The organism is Klebsiella sp. F11 (assembly GCF_056712265.1).
On the sequence record NZ_CM160060.1, the window covers coordinates 2,404,940 to 2,431,288 of the forward strand.

General features: G+C 60.1%; 21 protein-coding genes. 15 read left to right on the plus strand and 6 right to left on the minus strand.

The features are described from left to right. The first annotated feature begins 3 nt into the window (after nt 1-3). Nucleotides 4-816, plus strand: coding sequence for an invasion regulator SirB1 (sirB1, locus tag AC1M2H_RS11890; protein WP_480151497.1), 813 nt, complete (start codon nt 4-6; stop codon nt 814-816). A 95-nt stretch (nt 817-911) separates the two neighbouring features. After that, on the plus strand, nt 912-1,766 hold the full coding sequence (gene kdsA / locus AC1M2H_RS11895; RefSeq protein WP_095101974.1) for a 3-deoxy-8-phosphooctulonate synthase: 855 nt from the start codon (nt 912-914) through the stop codon (nt 1,764-1,766). A gap of 91 nt (nt 1,767-1,857) precedes the next feature. Here the strand turns inward: kdsA and chaA are convergent, their stop codons facing one another. Continuing rightward, complete coding sequence (gene chaA / locus AC1M2H_RS11900; RefSeq protein ID WP_480151498.1) at nt 1,858-2,958, minus strand: sodium-potassium/proton antiporter ChaA; 1,101 nt, start codon at nt 2,956-2,958, stop codon at nt 1,858-1,860. A 265-nt stretch (nt 2,959-3,223) separates the two neighbouring features. Here chaA and chaB point away from each other — a divergent pair, with 265 nt between their 5' ends. Continuing rightward, the gene (gene chaB / locus AC1M2H_RS11905; RefSeq protein ID WP_480151499.1) at nt 3,224-3,454 is read left to right on the plus strand and encodes a putative cation transport regulator ChaB; all 231 of its coding nucleotides are present in this window, start codon (nt 3,224-3,226) and stop codon (nt 3,452-3,454) included. A 137-nt stretch (nt 3,455-3,591) separates the two neighbouring features. Beyond that, the gene (locus AC1M2H_RS11910) at nt 3,592-4,272 is read left to right on the plus strand and encodes a gamma-glutamylcyclotransferase (protein ID WP_041146095.1); all 681 of its coding nucleotides are present in this window, start codon (nt 3,592-3,594) and stop codon (nt 4,270-4,272) included. A 58-nt stretch (nt 4,273-4,330) separates the two neighbouring features. Here AC1M2H_RS11910 and AC1M2H_RS11915 read toward each other — a convergent pair whose 3' ends face one another. Further along, on the minus strand, nt 4,331-4,573 hold the full coding sequence (locus tag AC1M2H_RS11915) for a DUF1883 domain-containing protein (protein ID WP_045858962.1): 243 nt from the start codon (nt 4,571-4,573) through the stop codon (nt 4,331-4,333). A 240-nt stretch (nt 4,574-4,813) separates the two neighbouring features. Next, entirely contained in the window at nt 4,814-5,167 is a 354-nt protein-coding gene (locus AC1M2H_RS11920) for a DsrE/DsrF/TusD sulfur relay family protein (RefSeq protein WP_480151500.1), read from the minus strand. A 68-nt stretch (nt 5,168-5,235) separates the two neighbouring features. Between AC1M2H_RS11920 and nasR the strand changes: the two genes are divergently transcribed. From nasR to AC1M2H_RS11950, 6 genes are all read left to right on the plus strand, one after another. Further along, nucleotides 5,236-6,432: a nitrate regulatory protein NasR gene (gene nasR / locus AC1M2H_RS11925; RefSeq protein ID WP_480151501.1), complete on the plus strand. Its 1,197-nt coding sequence runs from the start codon at nt 5,236-5,238 to the stop codon at nt 6,430-6,432. 263 nt (nt 6,433-6,695) lie between these two features. Then, nucleotides 6,696-7,952, plus strand: a complete 1,257-nt coding sequence (locus tag AC1M2H_RS11930; protein ID WP_480151502.1) for a CmpA/NrtA family ABC transporter substrate-binding protein — start codon at nt 6,696-6,698, stop codon at nt 7,950-7,952. A 1-nt stretch (nt 7,953) separates the two neighbouring features. Next, complete coding sequence (gene ntrB / locus AC1M2H_RS11935; protein ID WP_480151503.1) at nt 7,954-8,847, plus strand: nitrate ABC transporter permease; 894 nt, start codon at nt 7,954-7,956, stop codon at nt 8,845-8,847. Nucleotides 8,848-8,856: 9 nt separating this feature from the next. Beyond that, nucleotides 8,857-9,645: an ABC transporter ATP-binding protein gene (locus AC1M2H_RS11940; protein WP_480151504.1), complete on the plus strand. Its 789-nt coding sequence runs from the start codon at nt 8,857-8,859 to the stop codon at nt 9,643-9,645. Between the two features lie 175 nt (nt 9,646-9,820). Further along, nucleotides 9,821-12,658, plus strand: a complete 2,838-nt coding sequence (nirB, locus tag AC1M2H_RS11945; protein ID WP_480151919.1) for a nitrite reductase large subunit NirB — start codon at nt 9,821-9,823, stop codon at nt 12,656-12,658. Nucleotides 12,659-12,841: 183 nt separating this feature from the next. Next, nucleotides 12,842-14,218: a YchO/YchP family invasin gene (locus tag AC1M2H_RS11950; protein WP_480151505.1), complete on the plus strand. Its 1,377-nt coding sequence runs from the start codon at nt 12,842-12,844 to the stop codon at nt 14,216-14,218. On the opposite strand, the gene narL is transcribed toward AC1M2H_RS11950, so the two are convergent. Continuing rightward, on the minus strand, nt 14,215-14,865 hold the full coding sequence (gene narL / locus AC1M2H_RS11955) for a two-component system response regulator NarL (RefSeq protein WP_041146087.1): 651 nt from the start codon (nt 14,863-14,865) through the stop codon (nt 14,215-14,217). The two genes, AC1M2H_RS11950 and narL, sit on opposite strands and share 4 nt — an antisense overlap. Nucleotides 14,866-14,874: 9 nt before the next feature. Beyond that, nucleotides 14,875-16,653, minus strand: coding sequence for a nitrate/nitrite two-component system sensor histidine kinase NarX (gene narX / locus AC1M2H_RS11960; RefSeq protein WP_480151506.1), 1,779 nt, complete (start codon nt 16,651-16,653; stop codon nt 14,875-14,877). A gap of 311 nt (nt 16,654-16,964) precedes the next feature. On the opposite strand from narX, the gene AC1M2H_RS11965 reads away from it, so the two are divergent. The 5 genes from AC1M2H_RS11965 (at nt 16,965) to narI (ending at nt 25,400) form a co-directional block, all read left to right on the plus strand. Then, nucleotides 16,965-18,356 (plus strand): NarK family nitrate/nitrite MFS transporter, encoded by a 1,392-nt coding sequence (locus tag AC1M2H_RS11965; protein WP_480151507.1) that lies wholly within the window; start codon nt 16,965-16,967, stop codon nt 18,354-18,356. A 381-nt stretch (nt 18,357-18,737) separates the two neighbouring features. After that, nucleotides 18,738-22,481: a nitrate reductase subunit alpha gene (locus tag AC1M2H_RS11970; protein WP_480151508.1), complete on the plus strand. Its 3,744-nt coding sequence runs from the start codon at nt 18,738-18,740 to the stop codon at nt 22,479-22,481. Continuing rightward, nucleotides 22,478-24,016 carry a nitrate reductase subunit beta gene (narH, locus tag AC1M2H_RS11975; RefSeq protein WP_480151509.1) on the plus strand — a complete coding sequence of 513 codons (1,539 nt, stop codon included), beginning with the start codon at nt 22,478-22,480 and terminating at the stop codon, nt 24,014-24,016. The genes AC1M2H_RS11970 and narH overlap by 4 nt, the downstream gene beginning before the upstream one ends. Then, nucleotides 24,013-24,723, plus strand: a complete 711-nt coding sequence (gene narJ, locus AC1M2H_RS11980; protein ID WP_480151510.1) for a nitrate reductase molybdenum cofactor assembly chaperone — start codon at nt 24,013-24,015, stop codon at nt 24,721-24,723. Before narH ends, narJ begins: the two co-directional genes overlap by 4 nt. Continuing rightward, the gene (gene narI, locus AC1M2H_RS11985) at nt 24,723-25,400 is read left to right on the plus strand and encodes a respiratory nitrate reductase subunit gamma (RefSeq protein WP_480151511.1); all 678 of its coding nucleotides are present in this window, start codon (nt 24,723-24,725) and stop codon (nt 25,398-25,400) included. Before narJ ends, narI begins: the two co-directional genes overlap by 1 nt. 17 nt (nt 25,401-25,417) lie before the next feature. On the opposite strand, the gene AC1M2H_RS11990 is transcribed toward narI, so the two are convergent. After that, entirely contained in the window at nt 25,418-26,314 is an 897-nt protein-coding gene (locus tag AC1M2H_RS11990) for a DMT family transporter (RefSeq protein WP_480151512.1), read from the minus strand. Between the last annotated feature and the right edge of the window lie 35 nt (nt 26,315-26,349).

Here is a 26,349-nt window from a genome sequence, read left to right on the forward strand (position 1 = left end):
GTCATGAGGTCACTAGCTGATTTCGAATTTAATAAAGCGCCACTGTGCGATGGAATGGTCCTCATTTCTGAATTGATCCGCGACGACTTTCCAACAGCTTACGTGCAGGACGAGCTGGAGCGGCTGCTGGGCCTGGCGCAGGAAGAGATCGCAACCTCGTGGGATCAGGAACGTCAGCTGGAGCGGCTGCTGGAGCTTTTCTATCATGAATGGGGCTTCAGCGACTCCCACGGCGTCTACCGGCTTTCCGATGCCCTGTGGATTGATAAGGTGTTGATTAATCGTCAGGGGAGCGCCGCGTCGCTGGGGGCGATTGTGCTGTGGATTGCCCAGCGCATGGATCTGCCGGTGGTGCCGGTGATTTTCCCGACGCAGATGCTGCTGCGCGCCGATCCTGAAGACAGCGAAGAGATGTGGCTGATTAACCCGTTCAATGGGGAAACGCTCAATGAGCACACCCTGGAAGTGTGGCTGAAGGGCAATATTAGCCCGGTGGCCGAGCTGTTCAACGAGGATCTTGACGAGGCGGATAACGCGGAAGTAATCCACAAGCTGCTCGACACTTTAAAATCGGCGCTGATGGAAGAGCGGCAGATGGAGCTGGCCCTGCGCGCCAGCGAAGCGCTGCTGCAGTTCAACCCGGAAGACCCGTACGAGATCCGCGACCGCGGGCTGATTTACGCCCAGCTCGAGTGCGACCACGTGGCGCTGCTGGATCTGAACTACTTCGTCGAACAGTGTCCCGAAGACCCGATCAGCGAAATGATCCGCGCGCAAATCAACACGATTTCGCACAAACAAATTACCTTGCATTAGTCGATATACGCGAAATACGCCGCGCTGAGGCGGCTTTGAGGTATGACGCGTATTTATCTGGAATGATTCCGGTTACACCCTGATAAGGCGATCTTATGAAACAAAAAGTGGTTAGCATTGGTGATATCAACGTAGCAAACGACCTGCCTTTCGTCCTGTTCGGCGGGATGAACGTGCTGGAATCCCGCGATCTCGCGATGCGTATCTGTGAACACTACGTGACGGTGACGCAGAAGCTGGGCATTCCTTATGTGTTCAAAGCCTCTTTTGATAAAGCCAACCGTTCTTCCATCCACTCCTATCGCGGGCCGGGTCTGGAAGAGGGGATGAAGATTTTCCAGGAGCTGAAGCAGGCTTTCGGCGTGAAAATCATCACTGACGTTCATGAAGCCAGCCAGGCGCAGGCCGTGGCCGACGTGGTTGACGTGATTCAGCTGCCGGCGTTCCTTGCCCGCCAGACCGACCTGGTTGAAGCGATGGCGAAAACCGGCGCGGTGATCAACGTGAAGAAGCCGCAGTTCGTGAGCCCGGGCCAGATGGGCAACATTGTCGACAAGTTCATTGAAGGCGGCAACGACCAGGTGATCCTCTGCGACCGCGGCGCTAACTTCGGCTACGACAACCTGGTTGTGGATATGCTGGGCTTTGGGGTGATGAAAAAAGCCTCTAACAACTCGCCGGTTATCTTTGACGTTACCCACGCGCTGCAGTGCCGCGACCCGTTTGGCGCCGCTTCCGGCGGCCGTCGCGCGCAGGTTGCCGAACTGGCGCGCGCCGGAATGGCGGTCGGTATCGCGGGCCTGTTTATTGAAGCGCACCCGGACCCGGATCATGCGAAATGCGACGGCCCGTCCGCGCTGCCGCTGGATAAGCTGGAGCCGTTCCTGAAGCAAATGAAGGCCATCGACGATCTGGTTAAAGGCTTTGACGAGCTGGATACCAGCAAGTAACGGCCCCCTGATATGACAAAAGCCTGTCGGTTGTAAAACCGGCAGGCTTTTTTTATGCGCCCGGCACGCTGCTTATGCCGCCAGGGGAGCGTCAGGCAAAAATAGTCATCAGATAGGCGGCGAATAGCGCCAGGTGCGCCGCGCCGTTCAGCACGTTGGTGCGCCCGGTCGAAAAAGAGATCTGGCACAGCAGCAGCGAGGCGACCATCACCACCATTTCCGGCGCGCCGAGGCCAAAGTGCAGCTCGTTGCCGGTTAAAAAGGCAATCAGGGTCACGACCGGTACGGTCAGAGAGATGGTGGCCAGCACCGAGCCGAAGAACAGATTCATCGCACGCTGTACCTGATTGTTTAACACCGCCTTCAGGGCGCCCAGGCCTTCCGGCGAGAGGATCAGCAGCGCCACCAGGAAACCGGTAAAGGCCACCGGCGCGTTCATGCTGGTCAGGAGCGTCTCCAGCGGGTTGGCGTTCATCTTGGTCACCGCAATCACCGCAATCAGGTGAATGAGCAGCCAGGCGGTATGCCAGCCGCTGCTGTGCGCCGACGGCTTGCCGTGATGCGGGTCATCGTCGTCGCCGTCATCTTCATGCTCATAAATAAACAGGTTCTGGTGCGTTTTGGTCTGAATCAACAGGAACACGCCATACATGGCCGCAGAGATAAGCGCCACCAGCAGCGCCTGGCCGGTGGAGAAGTTGGCGCCGGGCAGGGCCATGGGAAACACCAGCACGATAATCGCCAGCGGGAACAGGGCGATTAAATACTGCTTAATGCCGAACAGATTCATATACTGGGTGGCGAACTTACGCCCGCCCAGCAGCAGCGAGAAGCCGACCAGCCCGCCGGTGACGATCATAATGATGGAGTACAAAGTATCGCGCATTAGCGTCGGCGCCGCGTCGCCGGTGGCCATCAGCGCGGAAATCAGGCTGACTTCCAGAATCACTACCGACAGGCTTAAAATTAGCGAACCGTAGGGCTCGCCCAGGCGGTGGGCCAGCACGTCCGCGTGGCGTACTACGCTGAATGCGCTGCTGAGAATACCGACTAACGCCAGAATATTAATCGCAATAACCACTGGCAGTGACTGGCTACTTCCGAAGAAGAAAAGCACCGCCAGTGCCAGCAGCGGAAATACGAGGGACGTCTCCTTGTGGCGGGTTTTTACCGCCTCATGTGCATGGGTCATCAACCATCTCCATATTGTGCAGGTGTTATAATTATAGATACCGTAAGTTGATAAAATAACAGACATTACGGAAGTTGATTGGTTTTTTTACTTAAATTTACCGCTATCAACCACTAATGGTGTTAGATTGCTATAACCTGCTGTTATTGCGCTTTTATATTTATGATTCAGATAATTACTAAAGTCGACTTCTCACTCCCTCGCGCCTTGCGTAGCCCAATATTGCGTTCCAGACTTAAATTACTTCCCCTTTCTGGAGGACAATATGCCTTATCACAGTAAAAAAGAACTACCCGATAGCGTCCGCCACGTCCTGCCTGAACATGCGCAGGAGATTTATAAAGAAGCGTTTAACAGCGCCTGGGAGCAGTACAAGAGCAGCGAGGATCGCCGGGGCGACGCCAGCCGCGAAGAGACCGCGCATAAGGTGGCCTGGGCGGCGGTAAAACATAACTACCGCAAGGGAGACGATGACCGCTGGCACAGGAAGTCATAGCCGGTTCTGCTGCCCGGCCGGCGCCCGCGCGGCGTCAATTGCTAATTGCCAAATAAAGCTGGATAATAATTCAGCAATGTTTCACAAGGATGGCATCAGATAAACGCCGGAAGCGGGCAGTGGCGGAGGTAGTAGAAGTGTTAACACGTGATTTCTTAATCAATGCGGATTGTAAGACGGCGTTTGGCGCTATTGAGGAATCGCTACTCTGGTCGGCAGAGCAACGGGCGGCCTCGCTGGCGGCCACTTTAGCCTGTCGTCCGGATGCGGGATCGGTCTGGATTTTTGGCTACGGGTCGCTGATGTGGAACCCGGCCCTTGAGTATCGTGAGTCCTGTACCGGCACGCTGCCGGGCTGGCACCGCGCCTTTTGTCTGCGGCTCACCGCCGGGCGCGGAAGCGCGCATCAGCCGGGGCGCATGCTGGCGCTGAAGGAGGGCGGACGCACCACCGGCGTCGCCTATCGCCTGCCGGACTGCACCCTGGAAGAGGAGCTCACCCTGCTGTGGAAGCGGGAGATGATCACCGGCTGCTATCTGCCGACCTGGTGCAAGCTGGAGCTCGACGACGGCCGGACGGTCAACGCGCTGGTCTTTATTATGGATCCGCGCCATCCGCTGTTCGAAGCCGATACCAGCGCCCAGGTGATCGCGCCGCTGATTGCCAAAGCCAGCGGTCCGCTCGGCACTAACGCTCAGTATCTTTTTTCGCTGGAGCAGGAGCTGCGTAAACTCGGCATGCACGATGATTGCCTCGACGATCTGGTCGGCAAGGTGCGAAATCTGCTGGGTGATAGCGGTCAGCCGGGGCTGGCCTGAGAAATGCCCGGAAAGCCCGGGCATGAAACCTGCGGTCAGAATGCGAGAAGCGGACGTATCAGGCGGGAACGTAGCTAATTGAGTGCTCCAGCGACTGGCTGTGGCTGTCAATAAGCACGTTCCAGGTGCCGCTGTAGGGCACGGTCATATACGCGCGGTCCCGGTCCTGCACGCTCAGCACATCCGCGTGGCTGTCGCCTGGAACCTTAGCGCTCATCAGGTGAATATGGCAGCGCTCTGAACAGCGCACCACCAGCGTATCACCGCCAAACAACGTCAAACTTGCTTTTACCATTGCCATTTTCCTACCCCGTCTTTGTCAGCCCACGGCATCCTGCCCGTTCAATCCTGCGCGTGATATTGTTCACACTTTGCTCATGGCATAACACCAAATGGGGAAGGTGCGGATGATGATTTTGATCAAAAAAAAGGATAAAGATTAAACAAAAATGACGTTGTTCCTGAAAGCATTCAGCTGGCATATTTTTTAAGGCAATAAACGCTGCCAGCCTGATATTTAATCCTGCTAAAGAGGGTTAACTCAGAAGGTCAGGACTTTATCCGCCGCCAGCGTCCACTGCGCCAGCTCAACCAGCGTACCGATCTCGACGCCATCGATCAGCGGCAGGGTGGTGATCCCGCGGCCGTCGGTGCAGGTTTTGCACAGCTTTACCGGCACGTTCTGCGCGGTGAGGATCTCCAGCATCTGCTGAATGTTATAGCCTTCCGCCGGCTTTTGACCGCGCAGCCCGGCGGTGACCGCATCGGACATTAAAAACACCTTCAGCGCCAGCTCGGACTGCTGTTCGCACAGGGCGATCGCCAGACGCAGGCTGTTGAACAGGGATTCGCTGCCGTAGGCGGCGCCGTTGGCGATAAGCACAATACTTTGCATAAGGACTCCTTGGTATAAGGCACGGTTATTGCTTAGCTGAAGTATAAAGCGTTAACCCGGGAGGGGGTATGAATAATACGGCCGGCACCGTGCCTGAAGCAAACGACTGGTTCCAACATGCGCGCCAGCTCCAGAAGCAGCAGCTGCGTCAGCTGGCGCAGCAGGGGGCGCTGGCCAATCAGATTAGCGCCCTGGTGCATATGCTGCAGTGCGAGCGCGGGGCGTCCAATATCTGGCTCTGCTCCGGCGGCCGGCTCTACGCCGCCGAGTGTCGCGCCGGCGGGGCGCTGGTGGATGAACGGCTGGCCGCCTTTCGCCTGGCGCTGGGGCCAACGCGCGCCAGCGCCAGCAGCGCCCTGTGCTGGCGTATCGCCAGCGCGGTATGGTACCTCGGGCAGCTTCCTGTTCTGCGCGAGGCCGTACGTCTTCGTACGATTGCCGCCGAGGAGGCGACCGGTCAGTTCAGCCGCATTATCCGGCATCTGCTGAATATCGTCCCGCAGCTCAATGACAGCATCGACGACCCGCAGATCGCCGGCGGGATGGTGGCGCTCTACAGCTTTATGCAGGGCAAAGAGCTGGTGGGTCAGGAGCGCGCGCTGGGGGCGTCGGGCTTTGCCCGCGGTCAGTTCAGCGATGAGCTGCGCCAGCTGCTGGTGGACCGGATCGACGGGCAGCAGCCGTGCTTTGACAGCTTTCTGGCCCTGGCCGATGCGGCACAGACCGCGCTGTTCTATGAGCAGTGCCAGGCCGGCCTCGAAATAGAGCAACTGCGGCGTATCGCCTGCACCCGCCTGCCTTCGCAGGAGAGCGGCGAAACGGCGCTGCGCTGGTTCTGCGCCCAGACGCAGCGGCTGGAGCTGATGCGCGGTCTGGAAGAGCAGCTGATTAGCGATCTGCTCGATGCCGCCGATCGGCTGCTGCAGGGGAGCGGGCCGGAGATGCCGCCCGACCGCTGGCCGGAAGAGGACGGCGGGGACGACGTTGCGCGACGGCTGGACCGGCAGCTACTGCCGCTGGTGCGCCAGCAGGCCTATGAGCTACAGCAGCTTTCCGGTCAGCTGGCGTCGCTCAAGGATAGCCTCGAAGAGCGCAAGGTCATTGAGAAGGCCAAAAGCGTCCTGATGTCCCATCAGGGAATGAGCGAAGAGCAGGCCTGGCAGGCGCTGCGCAAGATGGCGATGGATAAGAATCAGCGGATGGTGGAAATTGCCCGCGCCCTGCTGATGGTGAAGTCATTATGGCCGCTAACCCCAAAGGAGTAGGTGCACAATGAGTGGGCATTCCCTGCCTGTCGGCGGTGCAATTCTGGCCCTGACCACCGCCGCAGCAGGGAGGAAAAGCGGCAAAAACGGCTATCTGGAAAACTGGCATCCCGTTTGCATTAATTAAAACAGAGTCAGTTAAATCGAGTTAGTTCATCATTTTTGGACAGCAGGCCAACGGCGGCATGCGGGTCCGTGGATAAAGGCGTCCTGCAGTGCGTAAGCACTGTCGGGCGCTTTTTTTTGCGCGTTCTGGAGCGGGTATGGGCGATAAAATTTCAATAACGCGGCGGCGTTTTCTACAGGCGGGGGCCGCGCTTGGCGGCGCGATGCTGCTGCCCGGGGTGATGCAGGCGGCGTGGGCGGCAGGCTCCGATAAGCCGGAGCAAACCACCGTGCGGGTGGGCTTTATTCCGCTAACCGACTGCGCGCCTTTGGCGATCGCATCGCTGAAAGGCTTTGATAAAAAATACGGCATTACCCTTGTGCCGACCAAAGAGGCCAGCTGGGCGGCGGTGCGCGATAAGCTGATCTCCGGCGAGCTGGACGCGGCGCATATTCTCTACGGCCTGCTGTACGGCCTCGAGCTGGGAATTGCCAGCAAACCGCAGTCCATGGCCAACCTGATGACCCTCAACCGCAACGGGCAGGCCATCACCCTGTCACGCGATCTGCAGGACAAAGACGTCACCGATCTTGCCGGCCTGAAGCGGCTGATTGGCCAGAGCGCGCCGGGCTGCTACACCTTCGCCCATACCTTTCCTACCGGCACCCACGCGATGTGGCTCTATTACTGGCTGGCCAGCGGCGGCATCAATCCGTTTGACGACGTGCGCACCGTCGTCGTGCCGCCGCCGCAGATGGTGATGAATATGCGGATCGGCAACATGGTGGGCTTCTGCGTCGGCGAGCCGTGGAACGCGCGGGCCATCAACGATCGCATCGGTTTTACCGCCGCCACGTCGCAGGAGATCTGGCCGGATCATCCGGAAAAAATTCTCGGCACCCGCAGCGAGTGGGTGGAGCGTAACCCGAACACCGCCCGGGCGCTGGTTGCCGCGGTGCTGGAGGCTTCGCGCTGGATAGAGGCTTCGCCGGAGAACACCCGTGAGACGGCGCGCATTCTGGCGAAGCGCGCGTGGCTGAATACCAAAGAGCAGTACCTCACCGGGCGGATGCTGGGTGAGTACGGCAACGGGCTGGGGCGCCGCTGGCAGGACGCGCACCCGATTCGTTTCTACGATCGCGGCGAAGTCAGCTTCCCGTGGCTGTCGGACGGCATGTGGTTTATGACCCAGTTCCGCCGCTGGGGGCTGCTGAAAGCGGCGCCGGATTATCAGGCGGTGGCGCAGCGGATCAACCGCATCGACGTCTGGAAAGAGGCGGCGCAGGCGGTTGGCGGCATCAGCGCGCCGGGTCAGACGATGCGCAGCAGCACATTGATGGACGGAACGGTATGGACGGGGGCCGATCCGGAAGGCTACGCCCGCGGCTTTGCGATTCAACGTATGGGGGCATGAGATGAAACACGCGCAAAAAAGTAGTACCCAACCGGCAGTGGTCCGCGCGGAAAACGCGCCGGGCGAAGTGATTATCCTGCCGCCGGTGCAGGTCCGGCGCCCAACGCCCGCCGTCAGGCGCTGGCTGCGTGAAGGCGTCCAGCGGGTGCTGCCGCCGCTGCTGGGGCTAGGGCTGCTCCTGTTCTGCTGGCAGCTGGCGGCGATTAACGGCAAAGGCTTCCCGACGCCGCTCAGCACCCTTGATTCGGCGCTGACGCTGTTTGCCGATCCGTTTTATCAGGATGGCCCCAACGATATGGGCATCGGCTGGAACGTGCTGGCATCGCTGCAGCGCGTGGCGGTGGGCTTCGGCCTCGCGGCGCTGGTCGGCATTCCGCTGGGCTTCCTGATTGGCCGCTCGCTGTTCTTTGCCCGCATGTTTAACCCGCTGATCGCGCTGCTGCGTCCGGTCAGCCCGCTGGCCTGGCTGCCAATCGGCCTGCTGCTGTTCCAGAAAGCCGAACCTGCGTCGAGCTGCACCATCTTTATCTGTTCCATCTGGCCGATGGTGATCAACACCGCCGAGGGCGTCCGGCGTATTCCGCAGGACTACCTCAACGTGGCGCGCGTCTTACAGCTCTCCGAATGGACGGTGATGCGCCGCATCCTCTTCCCGGCGGTGCTGCCCGCGGTGCTGACCGGCGTACGCCTCTCCATTGGCATCGCCTGGCTGGTGATCGTCGCCGCCGAAATGCTCACCGGCGGACTGGGAATTGGCTTCTGGATCTGGAACGAATGGAACAACCTCAACGTGGAAAACATCATTATCGCCATCGTGATTATCGGCGTCGTCGGCCTGCTGCTTGAGCAGGGCCTCATGCTTATCGCCCGCCGCTTCAGCTGGCAGGAAAAATAGGGAGTCGCTATGAAACCATTAATTCAGGTACAGGCCGTCAGCCAGCGTTTCAATACCGCCAGCGGCGAGTTTCTGGCGCTGCAAAACGTCTCCTTCGATATCTACGAAGGGGAAACCGTCAGCCTGATCGGCCACTCCGGCTGCGGCAAATCGACGCTGCTGAATCTGATTGCCGGGATCGCGCTGCCGACGGAAGGGGGCCTGCTGTGCGATAACCGCGAAATCGCCGGACCGGGGCCGGAGCGGGCGGTGGTGTTTCAAAACCACTCCCTGCTGCCGTGGCTGACCTGCTTTGACAACGTGGCTCTGGCGGTGGATCGGGTCTTTCGCCACACCATGAGCAAGGCCGAGCGCCGGGAGTGGATCGAGCACAACCTCGATCGGGTGCAGATGGGCCATGCGCTGCACAAGCGCCCGGGGGAAATTTCCGGGGGAATGAAGCAGCGGGTGGGGATCGCCAGGGCGCTGGCGATGAAGCCCAAGGTGCTGCTGCTGGATGAACCCTTCGGCGCGCTCGACGCCCTGACCCGCGCCCATCTGCAGGACGCGGTCATGCAAATACAGCAGGCGCTGAACACCACCATCGTGATGATTACCCACGACGTAGATGAGGCGGTGCTGCTGTCGGACCGGGTAATGATGATGACCAACGGCCCGGCGGCGACGGTCGGTGAAATCCTCGATATCAATCTGCCCCGGCCGCGCAATCGCGTGCAGCTGGCGGACGATAGCCGCTATCACCACCTGCGCCAGCAGATCCTGCATTTCCTCTACGAAAAACAGCCGAAAGCGGCGTAGGGGGGCGGCGGTACCCGCCTGAAGGTGACCGGTCTTGAGCCGTTCAGCGCCGCTGACGGCACGGCCGGGAATCCGCGCACCGCCAGAATGGCTTTTTGAACCTTCTTCAACGCAGCCGCGCGCTGCAGGACAAATCTCTATGACAAAACCCGTTTTGGTGCTGATCGGACACGGCATGGTCGGCCACCACTTTCTTGAGCAATGCGTCAGCCGTAACCTGCATCAGCAGTATCGGATCGTGGTGTTTGGTGAAGAGCGCTACGCCGCCTATGACCGGGTGCATCTGTCGGAATATTTCGCCGGCCGCAGCGCGGAATCGCTGTCGCTGGTGGAAGGCGACTTCTTTACCGACAACGGGATTGAGCTGCGCCTGAGCGAGCCGGTGGCCGCCATTGATCGCGAGGCGCGGGTGGTTCGCGACGGCCGCGGCCACGAAACCCACTGGGACAAGCTGGTGCTGGCCACCGGCTCCTACCCCTTCGTTCCGCCGGTGCCGGGCCACGATCTTGACGGCTGCTTCGTCTACCGCACGCTGGACGATCTCGACCGGATCGCCGCCTGCGCCAGCGGGGCGAAGCGCGGGGTGGTGATCGGCGGCGGCCTGCTCGGGCTGGAGGCCGCCAACGCGCTCAGGCAACTGGGGCTGGAAACCCACGTGGTGGAGTTTGCGCCGAACCTGATGGCGGTACAGCTGGACGGTCCGGGGGCGGCGATGCTGCGGGAAAAAATTAGCGATATTGGCGTCGGGGTGCATACCAGCAAGGCAACCCAGGCCATCGTGCGCGATGCCGAAGGGCTGACGCTTAATTTTGCCGACGGCGGCTCGCTCAGTACCGATATGGTGGTGTTCTCCGCCGGTATCCGCCCGCAGGATGCGCTGGCGCGCAGCGGCGGGCTGGCGGTAGGCGAGCGTGGCGGTATCTGCATTGACGATCTCTGCCGTACCTCCGACCCGGACGTGCTGGCCATCGGCGAGTGCGCCCTGTGGGAGAATAAAATTTACGGCCTGGTGGCGCCGGGCTATCAGATGGCGAGAACGGCGGCGGCGAACCTCGCCGGAGAGGAGGCGAGGTTCAGCGGGGCGGATATGAGCACCAAGCTCAAGCTGTTGGGCATCGACGTCGCCTCCTTCGGCGACGCCCAGGGGCGCACGCCCGGCTGCCAGAGCTATCAGTGGACCCACGGGCCGGAGCAGATCTATAAAAAAATCGTCGTCAGCGAGGATGGCAAAACGCTGCTTGGCGGCGTGCTGCTCGGAGACGCCAGCGATTACTCCACGCTGCTGCAGATGATGCTCAACGCTATGGCGCTGCCGGCGCGTCCGGAAAGCCTGATCCTGCCCGCTCTCGAAGGGAGCGCGCCGAAGGCGCTCGGCGTAGCGGCGCTGCCGGACGGCGCGCAAATCTGCTCCTGCCACAACGTCAGCAAAGGCGATATTTGCCGGGCGGTCAGCGGCGGCGCGGGCGACATGGCGGCGATCAAGAGCTGTACCAAAGCCGCTACCGGCTGCGGCGGCTGCAGCGCGCTGGTCAAGCAGGTGATGGAGTATCAGCTCTCCGCCCAGGGCGTCGAGGTCAAAAAAGACATCTGCGAGCACTTCCCGTGGTCGCGGCAGGAGATTTATCACCTCGTGCGCGTGAACCACATCCGCACCTTTGAACAGCTGATTGCCCGCTACGGCCAGGGGCACGGCTGCGAAATCTGTAAACCGCTGGTGGCCTCGGTGCTGGCCTCCTGCTGGAACGAATATCTGCTGAAGCCGGCGCATTTGCCGCTGCAGGATACCAACGACCGCTACTTCGCCAACATCCAGAAGGACGGTACCTATTCGGTGGTGCCGCGGATGGCGGCCGGAGAGGTGACGCCGGATGGCCTGATCGCCATCGGGCAGATTGCCAAACGCTATCAGCTGTACAGCAAAATTACCGGCGGCCAGCGTATCGATCTCTTCGGCGTCCGCCTTGAGGAGCTGCCGGCCATCTGGCGCGAACTGGCGGAGGCCGGGTTTGAAACCGGCCACGCCTACGGTAAATCCTTACGCACGGTGAAATCCTGCGTCGGCTCCACCTGGTGCCGCTACGGTGTGCAGGATTCGACCGGCCTGGCGGTGACGCTGGAGCACCGCTACAAGGGCCTGCGCGCGCCACATAAGATCAAAATGGCGGTTTCCGGCTGTACGCGGGAGTGCGCCGAGGCGCAGGGTAAAGATATCGGGGTAATCGCTACCGAGAAGGGCTGGAATCTATACGTCTGCGGCAACGGCGGCATGAAGCCGCGCCATGCGGATCTGTTTGCCAGCGATATCGATGACGCGACGCTGATCCGCACCGTCGACCGTCTGCTGATGTTCTATATCCGCACCGCCGATCGCCTGCAGCGTACCAGCACCTGGCTGGACAACCTTGAGGGCGGCATCGGCTATCTGCGCGAGGTGATCCTTGAGGATAGCCTCGGGATCGGCGAGGAGCTGGAGCAGGAGATGGCGCGGGTGGTGGAGAGCTATCAGTGCGAGTGGCAAACCACCCTTAACGATCCGCAGCGCCTGGCGCTATTCCGCTCTTACGTCAACAGCGAGCAGCCGGATGACGCGGTGCAGCGCCGGCCGCTCCGCGGCCAGCCGCAGCCGGTGGCGGCGCCCGTGCTGCATGAAGGCGCGCCTTCGGCCCGCCCGTGGCAGGCGATTTGCGATCTCGAGGCGATCCCCGCCGAGGCCGGGATCGGCGCGCGGCTAGGTGAGCGGCAGATCGCGCTGTTCCGCTTTGGCGAGCAGATTTACGCGCTCGATAACCTTGAGCCCGGCAGCGACGCCAACGTGCTGTCGCGCGGGATCCTCGGCGACGCCGGCGGCGAGCCGATAGTCATCTCCCCGCTCTACAAACAGCGCATTCGCCTGCGCGACGGCCGCGCCTGCGACGGCGGCGAGCAGGCGGTACGCGCCTGGCCGGTCAAGGTGGAGAACGGCAAGGTGTGGGTGGGCAACCAGGTTCTGCTGGCGCGGGCGGAGGCCTCCTGATGGCGGAGACCCGTCTGCTGCGGGCTCCTCTCTCCCGCAACTGAAAGCGCCGTTAACGGAAAATTGGGCCGGGGCGTAAGATTCGGCATATTCCTGAAATTGGCTAATGGGCTGCGGGGGATGGCAAAAAACGGTAAACTTAGGTTCTGTTGCCATCCTTCGCGAGCCTGTGTCATCCGTTTAATGCCTTTGTCATTCCGCCTTACGCCACTTCTCCCCATCCTCCTGCTGCTGGCCGGCGCGCCGGTACGTGCCCTGCAGGGAAGCAATGCTTTTAGCGAGCAACAGACGGCGCTGCCCGATCTCGGCATCGCGCCCCAGCTTGATGAAGACGCGCAGCACTTTGCCGAGATGGCGAAAAAATTCGGCGAAGCCAGCATGAGCGATAATGGCCTGACCACCGGCGAGCAGGCGCGGATGCTTGCGATCGGCAAGATTGGCAGCGAGGTCAGCCAGCAGCTGGAGAGCTGGCTATCGCCGTGGGGCAACGCCAACGTTGATTTGCTGGTGAATAAGGAAGGACGCTTTACCGGCAGCAAGGGCAGCTGGTTTGTGCCGCTGCAGGATAGCGGCGACTTCCTCACCTGGAACCAGTATTCGGTGACCCAGCGCGACAGCGGCCTGGTGGGCAATATCGGCCTCGGGCAGCGCTGGCGGGTTGGAACCTGGCTGCTGGGCTACAACTCATTCTACGATAAGGTGCTGGATGAGAGCCTGGCGCGCGGCAGCATCGGCGCCGAGGCGTGGGGAGAGTCGATACGCCTGTCGGCCAACTACTACCACCCGGTAGGCAGCTGGCAGCAGGGCGGGAGCCTGACCCAGGAGCAGCGCATGGCGAGCGGCTACGACGTCACGGCCCAGGCGCGGTTGCCCTTTTACCAGCATATTAATACCAGCGTCAGCGTCGAGCAGTATTTTGGCGACAGCGTTGACCTGTTCCATTCGGGTACCGGCTACCATAATCCGGTGGCGGTCTCGGTGGGACTCAACTACACCCCGGTTCCGCTGGTGACGGTTACGGCAAAGCATAAGCAGGGCGAAAGCGGGCTCAGTCAGAACAACGTCGGGCTGAATCTGAACTATCGCTTCGGCGTGCCGTTAAAGCAGCAGCTGGCGGCCGACGAGGTGGCGATCGGCCGCTCCCTGCGCGGCAGCCGCTACGACAGCCCGGAGCGCGATAATCTGCCGGTGGTTGAGTATCGCCAGCGTAAATCGCTGTCGGCCTATCTGGCCACGCCGCCGTGGGATCTGCAGTCCGGGGAAACGGTACAGCTTAAGCTGCAGATTCGTAGCCTGCATGGGATTAAATCGCTGAAATGGCAGGGGGATACGCAGCTGCTGAGTTTGACGTCGCCCGTGGATGCCAATAGCCCTGACGGCTGGAGCGTGATTTTGCCGGCGTGGAGCGATGAACCGGGCGCGACCAATCTGTGGCATCTGTCGGTGGTGGTAGAAGATAAAACGGGTCAGCGCGTCTCTTCCAATGAGATCGCACTGGCGCTGAGCGAGCCACTGGTAAAATTCTCGGCCCAGGGCGTATCCTGGCAGCAACTGCCCTAGAAAACGCGCTCCTGGTGTACCCAGACCGCGGCTTCGACGCGCGATTTTAGCTTCATTTTCTTCAGCATATGCTTAACGTGCACCTTGACGGTACTTTCGGTGATCTCCAGACGGCGCGCGATCATTTTGTTCGGCAGGCCCTGGGCGATAAGCTTGAGGATATCGCGCTCGCGCGGGGTCAGCTGGCTGATATCGCGGTCCGAGGTGGCGCGGTTGGCGCGCAGGCTGGCCGCCAGCACCGGCGTTAACGCCTCGCTCAGCACCATCTCGCCGGCAGCCGCCTGCTGCAGGGCTTTCAGCAGATCTTCCGGCTCCATGTCTTTAAGCAGATAGCCGTCGGCGCCGCGTTTTAAGGCGGTGACCACATCCTCTTCATGGTTGGAGACGCTGAAGACCACTACCCGGCCGGAGAGCGACTTCTCTCGCAGCTTATCGAGGGTTTCCAGGCCGTTCATGCCCGGCATATTGAGATCCAGCAGGATCAGGTCTGGATCCAGCGACTCCGCCAGCGCAATACCTTGTTCGCCGTTGCTGGCTTCGCCGATCACCTGGATGTCGGATGCCATGCTAACCAGCTGTTTAACGCCGGTGCGTAGCATCGGGTGATCGTCAATGAGAAGGATGGTTGCCCGTTCCTGTTGACTCATGGGGTTCTCCTATTGGATTGAAAACGCTTTTTCCGGGATAAAGGTGACGACCACTTCGGTACCGCCCGTCTCGCGACGGCGTACCTGGCAGTCTCCGCGCAGGCTCTGGGCGCGATCCCGCATAATAATTAAACCGTAATGGTTACTCCGTTCGGCATGGTCGGGTACGCCGCGGCCATTATCCGCGACCATCAGCCTGACCTGATTATCCCGCAGCGACACGGTTACGGTGACCTCCGTCGCTTCGGCGTGCTTCAACGCGTTGCTGAGCGCCTCGCGGGCGATTTGCAGCACATGGATCGCCTGGTGCGAGGGGACGAAACGCGGCGGCAGCTGGTAGTCCAGCTTTACCGTAAAGCCGAAATGGGCGCTATATTCCAGACAGCTGGCTTCCAGCGCCGGACGCAGTCCCGGTTCGGTTAACTGTAGGCGGAAGGTGGTCAGCAGCTCGCGCAGCTGCGCCCAGGAGGTATTCAGCTCGTTGCGAATCTGACCCAGCAGCAGGCGACTCTCTTCCGGTAAATTTTCGCCCTGCATCTGCAGGCAGCTGACCTGCATCTTCATGCAGGAGAGCGACTGAGCAATCGAGTCGTGCAGTTCGCGAGCGATAGTGGCGCGCTCTTCCATGACGATCAGCTGCTGCTGATGCTCCTGATGTCTGTCCAGCGCCAGCGTCGAGGTCAGCTGCTCGACCAGGGTATCCACCAGCTGCTGCTGATCGTGGCTCAGATGGCGGCCCGCCGGCAGGGTGGCCAGCAGAATGCCGTACTGGTTATGGGCATCCGAGAGCCGCCACTTCAGCGTTGCCCCGCCGTCGGGCAGCGGCGGCAGATCGCGCGGACATAAATAGCAGCCTTTGTCATCGCAGTGAAAATCGGAATGACAGGCGAATTCCTGATGGTTGTCCTCATCTTCAAGGTCATAGACCCTGACTTCAATATCGCGCAGCAGCGTCAGCCCCTGCAGGCCGTTGAGCACCGGCGAGATGCGCTCGCAGAGCGGGGCGCCGGAGTGCAGGCGGCGGTTGGCCTGCCACAAAAAAGCGAGGATTTCGTTTTTCTGCTCCAGACCGGCGGTTTTTTCCTGCACCCGCCGTTCGAGCACGGAATAGCTCTCCGCCAGCTCTTCCGACATGTTGTTCAGCGCCATCCCGAGGGTGGCCATTTCATCGCGTCCGCGGATGCGCACGCGGCGAGTAAAGTCGCGATGGCTTATGGCGCGGGCCATCTCCAGCAGCTGTTTCCACGGGCGCAGCAGCCTCGCCCGCAGCCAGACGATGGTGAACAGAAACAGCAGCGCCATGCCGCAGCCCAGGATCCGCTGGATCCAGACAACGTGCCTGATGCGCTGTTCGGTTGTATGGTCAAAGGCGGTGACCAGATGGTCTATGCGGTCGACAAAGCCGGCGACGTCGGTGGCGACGGTCGCCTGATTCTGCGCGTGCCGCATCCCCGGCGCCAGCTCCTGCTGCCAGTAGTGCTGCAGCGTTTTAAGCTGATTTTGCTGGCCGTCCCGCAGGGCGGCGTCCTGCAGCTCTTTGCTAAATACGGTGGCGGTCATTTCGTCGAGCAGCCTGCTGTCGCTGGCGTTGAGCGGCACCGCGGCCAGCAGGCGATAGCTCTGCATTCTCAGCGTGCCCGCTTTATTAATCGCGTGGGCGCTGCCCTGAACGCCGTGCACCAGCCGCGCGGATATGCCGATCCCGGTGGCGCCAATGGCCGTCGAAAGCAGGACAATCAGCGCCAGTTGATTCACCAGCGTGAGCGGGGTAAAAAGACGTTTTAACATAGAATGCGTGGCTCCTGACCGGCAAACCATCCGGGAGTGGGACCTATTCTCGGATATCCGATGGAGTATACCCATACCTATAAAGGATTACCCTTTAATTGTCGGTAGTAGGGGGGCCGCCATGAGGGGATCGATTAAGGCCGGCAGTCATGTGAAAAACCACACTTTTTTAAGCGAAAATAACTACCCCCTTCGGGTGATGGCTTTTTTTTAAGCCAATTGGTGCCAACTTTTCCTTTGATTTATATCAACTTACTGCCGCATGTAACCCCTAATGTATCTGCGGGATATATGAATAATCAGAGGTATATATGAGTCAATCTTCCCTTCCGGAGAAGACTACCACTTCAGTCATCACCGACTGGCGTCCGGAAGATCCTCAGTTTTGGCAGCAGCGCGGTCACCGCGTCGCCAGCCGCAACCTGTGGATCTCCGTGCCGTGTCTTTTGCTGGCGTTTTGCGTTTGGATGTTGTTCAGTGCCGTGGCCGTTAACCTGAATAAGGTTGGCTTTCAGTTTACGACCGATCAGTTATTTATGCTGACCGCGCTGCCGGCGCTGTCTGGCGCGCTGCTGCGCGTGCCTTATGCGTTCATGGTTCCGCTGTTCGGCGGCCGCCGTTGGACGGCATTCAGCACCGGGATCATGATCGTACCTTGCGTCTGGCTGGGCTTCGCGGTGCAGGATACCTCTACGCCGTTCAGCGTTTTCGTGATTATCTCCCTGCTGTGCGGTTTTGCCGGGGCAAACTTTGCGTCGAGCATGGCGAACATCAGCTTCTTCTTCCCGAAACAGAAGCAGGGCGGGGCGCTGGGTATTAACGGCGGTCTCGGCAACATGGGCGTCAGCGTTATGCAGCTGGTTGCGCCGCTGGTGGTATCTCTGTCTATTTTCGCCGTCTTCGGCGGGACCGGCGCCGAACAGCCGGATGGCTCTATTCTGTATCTCGAAAACGCGGCCTGGATTTGGGTTCCGTTCCTTGTCGTCCTGACTCTGGCGGCATGGTTCTTTATGAACGACCTGTCGGCCTCGAAAGCCTCGCTGCGCGAGCAGCTGCCGGTGCTCAAGCGCGCGCATCTGTGGATCATGGCGCTGCTGTACCTGGCAACATTCGGTTCGTTTATCGGCTTCTCCGCCGGTTTTGCGATGCTGTCTAAAACGCAGTTCCCGGACGTGCAGATCCTGCACTATGCCTTCTTCGGGCCGTTTATTGGCGCCCTCGCGCGCTCTACCGGCGGGGCTATCTCTGACCGTCTGGGCGGGACTCGCGTGACGTTGGTTAACTTCGTGGTGATGGCCATCTTCTGCGGCCTGCTGTTCCTGACGCTGCCGACTCACGGTGAAGGCGGTAGCTTTATCGCGTTCTTCGGCGTGTTTATGGTGCTGTTCCTGATCGCCGGGCTGGGGAGCGCGTCTACCTTCCAGATGATTTCGGTTATTTTCCGTAAGATGACCACCGAGCGGGTGAAGGCGCAGGGCGGTAGCGAAGAGCAGGCGACGCGTGAAGCGGCGACCGATACGGCGGCGGCGCTGGGCTTTATCTCAGCGATCGGCGCGATTGGCGGCTTCTTTATCCCGAAAGCGTTCGGTATCTCTCTGGATCTGACCGGCTCTCCGGCGGGGGCGATGAAGGTCTTCCTCGTGTTCTACGTGGCCTGCGTCATCATTACCTGGCTGGTTTACGGGCGTAAACAGAAGTCCTAAGCGATGCGGTTTACCGGCATAAGGCGCAAGGTGATTTGCGCCTTTTTTTGTCCCCTAAATCGCTGCCGTCTGCGCTAGCGCGGCGGCGTAGCGAAATTCAGCAAAACCGTCCCCCGGTCGTCCGGTCTACCCCTTAATACCTATATGGATAATGCTCGTGCTTCGAATGGCGTACTTTTCCATTAAAATCCTTAAAAAACAGCTAGATAAAAAATAGAAAAAGCTAATACCAAAGTGGTAGCTGGCGGTTCGGGCGGTATTCATAAGGCATTTCGCATTGATCGTTATCAATTCTCTCCCTCTTTCATGGCGTTACCTTCGCTGCAAATCCAGCAATGTCGATTTATCAGAGAGCCGTCAGGCTCCAAACAGGAGAAACCCATGAGTAAATTCCTGGACCGGTTTCGCTACTTCAAACAGAAGGGCGAGACCTTTGCCGACGGGCACGGCCAGCTTCTACACACCAACCGGGACTGGGAGGATGGTTACCGTCAGCGTTGGCAGCATGACAAAATCGTGCGTTCCACTCACGGGGTAAACTGCACCGGCTCATGCAGCTGGAAAATTTATGTCAAAAATGGCCTCGTCACCTGGGAAACCCAGCAGACGGACTATCCGCGTACCCGCCCGGACCTGCCCAATCATGAACCACGCGGCTGCCCGCGCGGCGCCAGCTACTCCTGGTATCTGTACAGCGCCAACCGCCTGAAATATCCGCTGATGCGTAAACGCCTGATGAAAATGTGGCGTGAGGCTAAGGTCCAGCACGGCGATCCGGTTGCGGCCTGGGCTTCGATTATTGAAGATGCCGATAAAGCCAAAAGCTTCAAGCAGGCGCGCGGCCGCGGCGGCTTCGTTCGCTCCTCCTGGCAGGAAGTGAACGAGCTGATTGCCGCATCCAACGTTTATACCGTCAAAACCTACGGCCCGGACCGCGTGGCGGGCTTCTCGCCGATCCCGGCGATGTCGATGGTCTCCTACGCTTCCGGCGCGCGCTACCTGTCGTTGATTGGCGGCACCTGCCTGAGCTTCTACGACTGGTACTGCGACCTTCCGCCGGCCTCCCCGCAGACCTGGGGCGAGCAGACCGACGTACCGGAGTCCGCCGACTGGTACAACTCGAGCTACATTATTGCCTGGGGCTCTAACGTTCCGCAGACCCGTACGCCGGACGCCCACTTCTTTACCGAAGTCCGCTACAAAGGCACCAAAACCGTTGCCATCACCCCTGACTACGCCGAAATCGCCAAGCTCTGCGACCTGTGGCTGGCGCCGAAGCAGGGGACCGATGCGGCGATGGCGCTGGCGATGGGCCACGTTATGCTACGCGAGTTCCATCTCGACAAGCCAAGCCAGTACTTCACCGACTACGTCCGTCGCTATACCGACATGCCGCTGCTGGTGATGCTGGAAGAGCGCGACGGCTACTACGCGGCGGGCCGTATGCTGCGCGCCGCCGACCTGGTCGATTCGCTGGGCCAGGAAAACAACCCGCAATGGAAAACCGTGGCGATTAACGTCGACGGCGACATGGTGGCGCCGAACGGCTCAATCGGCTTCCGCTGGGGTGAAAAAGGCAAATGGAACCTTGAACAGCGCGACGGCGCATCCGGCGAAGAGATCGAACTGCAGCTGAGCCTGCTGGGCAGCCAGGATGAGATAGCTCAGGTGGGCTTCCCGTACTTTGGCGGCGAAGGCACCGAACACTTCACCAACGTTGAGCTGGAAAACATCCTGCTGCATAAGCTGCCGGTAAAACGCCTGCAGCTGGCGGATGGGACGACCGCTCTGGTGACCACCGTTTATGACCTGACCATGGCCAACTACGGCCTGGAACGTGGTCTGGACGATGAAAACTGCGCCAAAAGCTATGATGACGTTAAGGCATACACCCCGGCGTGGGCGGAAAAAATTACCGGCGTTGCCCGGGCGAACATCATTCGTACCGCCCGCGAGTTCGCCGATAACGCTGATAAGACGCACGGTCGCTCGATGATCATCGTCGGCGCCGGTCTGAACCACTGGTATCACCTCGATATGAACTATCGCGGCCTGATCAACATGCTGGTGTTCTGCGGCTGCGTCGGCCAGAGCGGCGGCGGCTGGGCTCACTACGTGGGTCAGGAAAAGCTGCGTCCGCAGACCGGCTGGCAGCCGCTGGCGTTTGCCCTTGACTGGCAGCGCCCGGCGCGTCACATGAACAGCACCTCTTACTTCTATAACCACTCCAGCCAGTGGCGCTACGAGTCGGTCACCGCGCAGGAGCTGCTGTCACCGCTGGCGGATAAATCCCGCTACACCGGCCATCTGCTGGACTTCAACGTGCGCGCCGAACGTATGGGCTGGCTGCCGTCCGCCCCGCAGTTGGGGACTAACCCGCTGCGCATCGCCGAAGAGGCGAAGAAAGCCGGTATGACGCCGGTTGACTACACCGTGAAGGCGCTGAAAGAGGGGACCATCCGCTTCGCGGCGGAGCAGCCGGAAAACGGTAAAAACCACCCGCGTAACCTGTTCATCTGGCGTTCTAACCTGCTGGGCTCTTCCGGTAAAGGTCACGAATATATGCTCAAGTACCTGCTCGGTACAGAACACGGTATTCAGGGGCTGGATCTGGGCAAACAGGGCGGCGTGAAGCCGGAAGAAGTGGAGTGGCAGGATAACGGCCTCGACGGCAAGCTGGACCTGGTGGTGACGCTGGACTTCCGTCTGTCGAGCACCTGCCTGTACTCCGACATCGTGCTGCCGACCGCCACCTGGTACGAAAAAGACGACATGAATACCTCGGATATGCATCCGTTTATTCACCCGCTCTCTGCCGCCGTCGACCCGGCCTGGGAATCGAAAAGCGACTGGGAGATCTACAAAGGCATCGCGAAGAAATTCTCCGAAGTCTGCGTCGGGCACCTCGGAAAAGAGACCGACATTGTGACCCTGCCAATCCAGCACGACTCGGCGGCCGAGCTGGCGCAGCCGCTCGACGTGAAGGACTGGAAAAAGGGCGAATGCGACCTGATCCCAGGGAAAACCGCGCCGCACATTCTTCCGGTTGAGCGCGACTATCCGGCAACCTGGGAACGCTTTACCTCCATCGGCCCGCTGATGGAGAAAATCGGCAACGGCGGTAAGGGGATTGCCTGGAACACCCAGAGCGAGATGGATCTGCTGCGTAAGCTCAACTACACCAAGGCCGATGGCCCGGCGAAAGGCCAGCCGATGCTGGATACGGCGATTGACGCGGCTGAGATGATCCTCACCCTCGCGCCGGAAACCAACGGCCAGGTGGCGGTGAAAGCCTGGTCGGCGCTGAGCGAGTTTACCGGTCGCGATCACGCGCACCTGGCGCTGAATAAAGAAGACGAGAAAATTCGCTTCCGTGATATCCAGGCGCAGCCGCGCAAGATTATCTCCAGCCCGACCTGGTCAGGACTGGAAGATGAGCATGTCTCCTATAACGCCGGCTACACCAACGTCCATGAGCTGATCCCGTGGCGTACGCTCTCCGGCCGCCAGTCCCTGTATCAGGACCACCAGTGGATGCGCGACTTTGGTGAAAGCCTGCTGGTGTACCGTCCGCCGATCGATACTCGTTCGGTGAAAGCGGTGATGGGTAAGAAATCAAACGGCAACCCGGAGAAAGCGCTCAACTTCCTGACGCCGCACCAGAAATGGGGCATTCACTCGACCTACAGCGACAACCTGCTGATGCTGACCCTCGGCCGCGGTGGCCCCATCGTGTGGATGAGCGAAGCGGATGCCAAAGAGATGGGCATTGAAGATAACGACTGGATTGAAGTCTTCAACAACAACGGCGCCCTGACCGCGCGTGCGGTAGTGAGCCAGCGCGTGCCGGCCGGGATGACCATGATGTACCACGCGCAGGAACGCATCATGAACCTGCCGGGTTCGGAAATTACCGGCCAGCGCGGCGGGATCCATAACTCGGTGACCCGCATTACGCCAAAACCGACGCATATGATCGGCGGCTATGCGCACCTGGCATACGGCTTTAACTACTACGGCACCGTCGGCTCGAACCGTGATGAGTTTGTGGTGGTACGTAAGATGAAAAATATTAATTGGCTGGATGGCGAAGGCAATGATCAGGTACAGGAGAGCGTAAAATGAAAATTCGTTCACAAGTCGGCATGGTGCTGAATCTCGATAAATGCATCGGCTGTCATACCTGCTCAGTCACCTGTAAAAACGTCTGGACCAGCCGTGAAGGGACCGAGTACGCGTGGTTCAACAACGTTGAAACCAAGCCGGGCGTCGGTTTCCCCACCGACTGGGAAAACCAGGAAAAATGGAAGGGCGGCTGGGTTCGTAAGATCAACGGCAAGCTGCAGCCGCGTATGGGCAACCGCGCGATGCTGCTGGGTAAAATCTTCGCCAACCCGCATCTGCCGGGTATCGACGACTACTACGAGCCGTTTGATTTTGACTACCAGACGCTGCATAACGCGCCGGCTGACAGCAAAGCGCAGCCAATTGCCCGCCCGCGCTCGCTGATCACCGGCCAGCGCATGGCTAAAATCACCAAGGGTCCGAACTGGGAAGACGATCTGGGCGGTGAGTTCGAGAAGCTGGCGAAAGATAAAAACTTCGAGAACATGCAGAAGGCGATGTACGGCCAGTTCGAAAATACCTTCATGATGTATCTGCCGCGTCTGTGTGAGCACTGCCTCAACCCGGCGTGCGTGGCGACCTGTCCGAGCGGCGCTATCTACAAGCGCGAGGAAGACGGCATCGTGCTGATCGACCAGGACAAGTGCCGCGGCTGGCGGATGTGCATCACCGGCTGCCCGTACAAGAAGATCTACTTTAACTGGAAGAGCGGTAAATCTGAGAAATGCATCTTCTGCTACCCGCGCATCGAAGCGGGCCAGCCGACCGTGTGTTCAGAAACCTGCGTCGGCCGCATCCGCTACCTTGGCGTACTGCTGTATGACGCGGATGCGATTGAAACCGCGGCGAGCACCGAAAACGAGAAAGATCTCTACCAGCGTCAGCTGGACGTCTTCCTTGACCCGAATGACCCGAAAGTCATCGAGCAGGCGCTGAAAGACGGCGTACCGCAGGGGGTTATCGACGCCGCCCAGAAGTCTCCGGTCTACAAGATGGCGATGGACTGGAAGCTGGCGCTGCCGCTGCATCCGGAATACCGCACGCTGCCGATGGTCTGGTACGTGCCGCCGCTGTCACCGATTCAGTCCGCGGCGGATGCCGGCGAGCTGGGGAGCAACGGTATTCTGCCGGACGTGGAAAGCCTGCGTATTCCGGTTCAGTACCTGGCGAACCTGCTGACCGCAGGCGATACCCAGCCGGTGCTGCTGGCGCTGAAGCGCATGCTGGCGATGCGTCATTTTAAACGCGCTGAAAGCGTTGATGGCGTCGTGGATACCCGCGCGCTGGAAGAGGTGGGTCTGAGCGAAGCCCAGGCGCAGGAGATGTATCGCTACCTGGCGATTGCCAACTACGAAGACCGTTTCGTGGTACCGAGCAGCCACCGCGAGCAGGCGCGTGACGCCTTCCCGGAAAAAAGCGGCTGCGGCTTCACCTTCGGTGACGGCTGCCACGGTTCGGACAGCCAGTTCAACCTGTTCAATAGCCGCCGCATCGACACTATCGACGTGACCAGCAAAACGGAGCCGCACCCATGATTGAACTCGTGATCGTATCGCGCCTGCTTGAGTATCCTGACGCTGCCCTGTGGCAGCATCAGCAGGAGATGCTGGAGGCGCTGGCGTCATCGGAAAAATTCGCCGCGGAGGATGCCCGCAGGCTGGGCGACTTCCTGCGCCATTTGACCGCCCGGGAGGTGCTGGATACCCAGTCGGATTACAGCGAGCTGTTTGACCGCGGGCGGGCGACGTCGCTGCTGCTGTTCGAACACGTTCACGGTGAGTCCCGCGATCGCGGTCAGGCGATGGTCGATCTGATGGCGCAATATGAGCGTCATGGCCTGGAGCTCGACAGCCATGAGCTTCCTGACCACCTGCCGCTGTACCTGGAATATCTGGCGCAGCTGCCGGAAGATGAAGCTATCGCCGGGCTGAAGGACGTGGCGCCGATTCTGGGTCTGCTTAGCGCCCGCCTGCAGCAGCGCGAAAGCCGTTATGCGGTACTGTTTGAACTGCTGCTGAAGCTGGCGGATACCCGGGTTGATAGCCAGAAGGTCGCGGAAAAAATCGCCGATGAAGCCCGCGACGATACGCCGCAGGCGCTGGACGCGGTATGGGAAGAAGAGCAGGTGAAATTCTTTGCCGATAAAGGCTGCGGCGAATCAGAAATTGCCGCTCACCAGCGTCGTTTTGCCGGGGCCGTGGCCCCGCAATACCTGGATATCTCTAACGGAGGACCGCAATAATGCACTTCCTGAATATGTTCTTCTTTGACATCTACCCGTACATTGCCGGTTCGGTATTTCTGATCGGCAGCTGGCTGCGTTACGACTATGGTCAGTACACCTGGCGAGCCGCGTCCAGCCAGATGCTGGATCGCAAGGGCATGAACCTGGCGTCTAACCTGTTCCATATCGGGATCCTCGGCATTTTCGCCGGCCACTTCCTCGGGATGCTGACGCCGCACTGGATGTATGAGTCCTTCCTGCCGATGGACGTGAAGCAGAAGATGGCGATGATTGCCGGCGGCGCCAGCGGCGTGATGTGCCTGGTCGGCGGCGCGCTGCTGCTCAAGCGCCGTCTGTTCAGCCCGCGCGTGCGCGCAACCACCACGACGGCGGATATCCTGATCCTCTCGCTGCTGTTGGTGCAGTGCGCGCTGGGCCTGCTGACGATTCCGTTCTCGGCGCAGCATATGGACGGGAGCGAAATGCTCAAGCTGGTCGGCTGGGCGCAGTCGGTGGTGACCTTCCACGGCGGCGCTTCACAGCATCTGGACGGCGTGGCGTTCGTGTTCCGCCTGCACCTGGTGCTGGGGATGACGATGTTCCTGCTGTTCCCGTTCTCCCGCCTGGTGCATATCTGGAGCGCGCCGGTAGAGTACCTGACGCGCAAATATCAGATCGTTCGCGCCCGTCGCTAATGCCGCTATCGGTCGTATCAAACCCCGCTTCGGCGGGGTTTTTTATTGCTCAGCGCCAGCCCATCCCCCCAGCCCAGATTGTTTCCCGCCGCCGCCAGCAGAATCAGCGCGCCCCCGGCCAGCTGCACCGGCGCCAGCGCATGGTCGAAGACCAGATAATCGACAACGATCGCCACAATCGGATAGATAAAGGAGAGTGAACCGATCGCGGGCGTCGGCAGTTTCTGAATCGCGCTGTAGAGCAGCTGATACATGACGCCGGTGTGCACAATGCCCAGAATCAGCAGGTACCGCCAGGGGAACGCAGCGGTAAAATCGGGAACCTGAACCAGCGGCAGCAGCATGATGGTCCCGACGATAACCTGAATAAAGGCAATATGCTGGGGTGGGAGAGGGCGCAGCCTGCGGGCGATTATCGCCGTTAACGCGTAGAAAAAGGCGGCGCCAAGGGCCAGCGCAATACCCGCCGCCAGCTGGCCGCCGTGCGCCTGCAGCAGCTCGCTGGAGAGCAGGACCACCACGCCGCAAAAGGCCAGAATCAGCCAGCCCCACTTAATCAGCGTCACCCGCTCGCCGGCCAGCATTCCCATCAATACCAGCATAAATGGCTGGGTGTTATACACCACGGTGGCCATGCCAATAGATATTCGGGCGTAAGCGGCAAAAAGCAGCAGCCAGTTAATGACCAGGGCGACGCCTCCGAGGATCGCCAGCAGCAGCGTGAGCCGCGTGAGCTGGCTGAACGGCTGTCGGCTGAGATAGATAAAGCCCGCTAAGGTCAGCGCGCCAATAAGGCAGCGCCAGAAGACCACGTCGATAACCGGCAAACCGGAGAGTAAAACGAATGCGCCGATCGAACCCGAAATCACCATCGCCAGGCTCATTTGCCAGACGCCCGTCACCGTATGTGTCATTTTTCTACCTCCGTTTGCGTATCTCTATTGTCGTT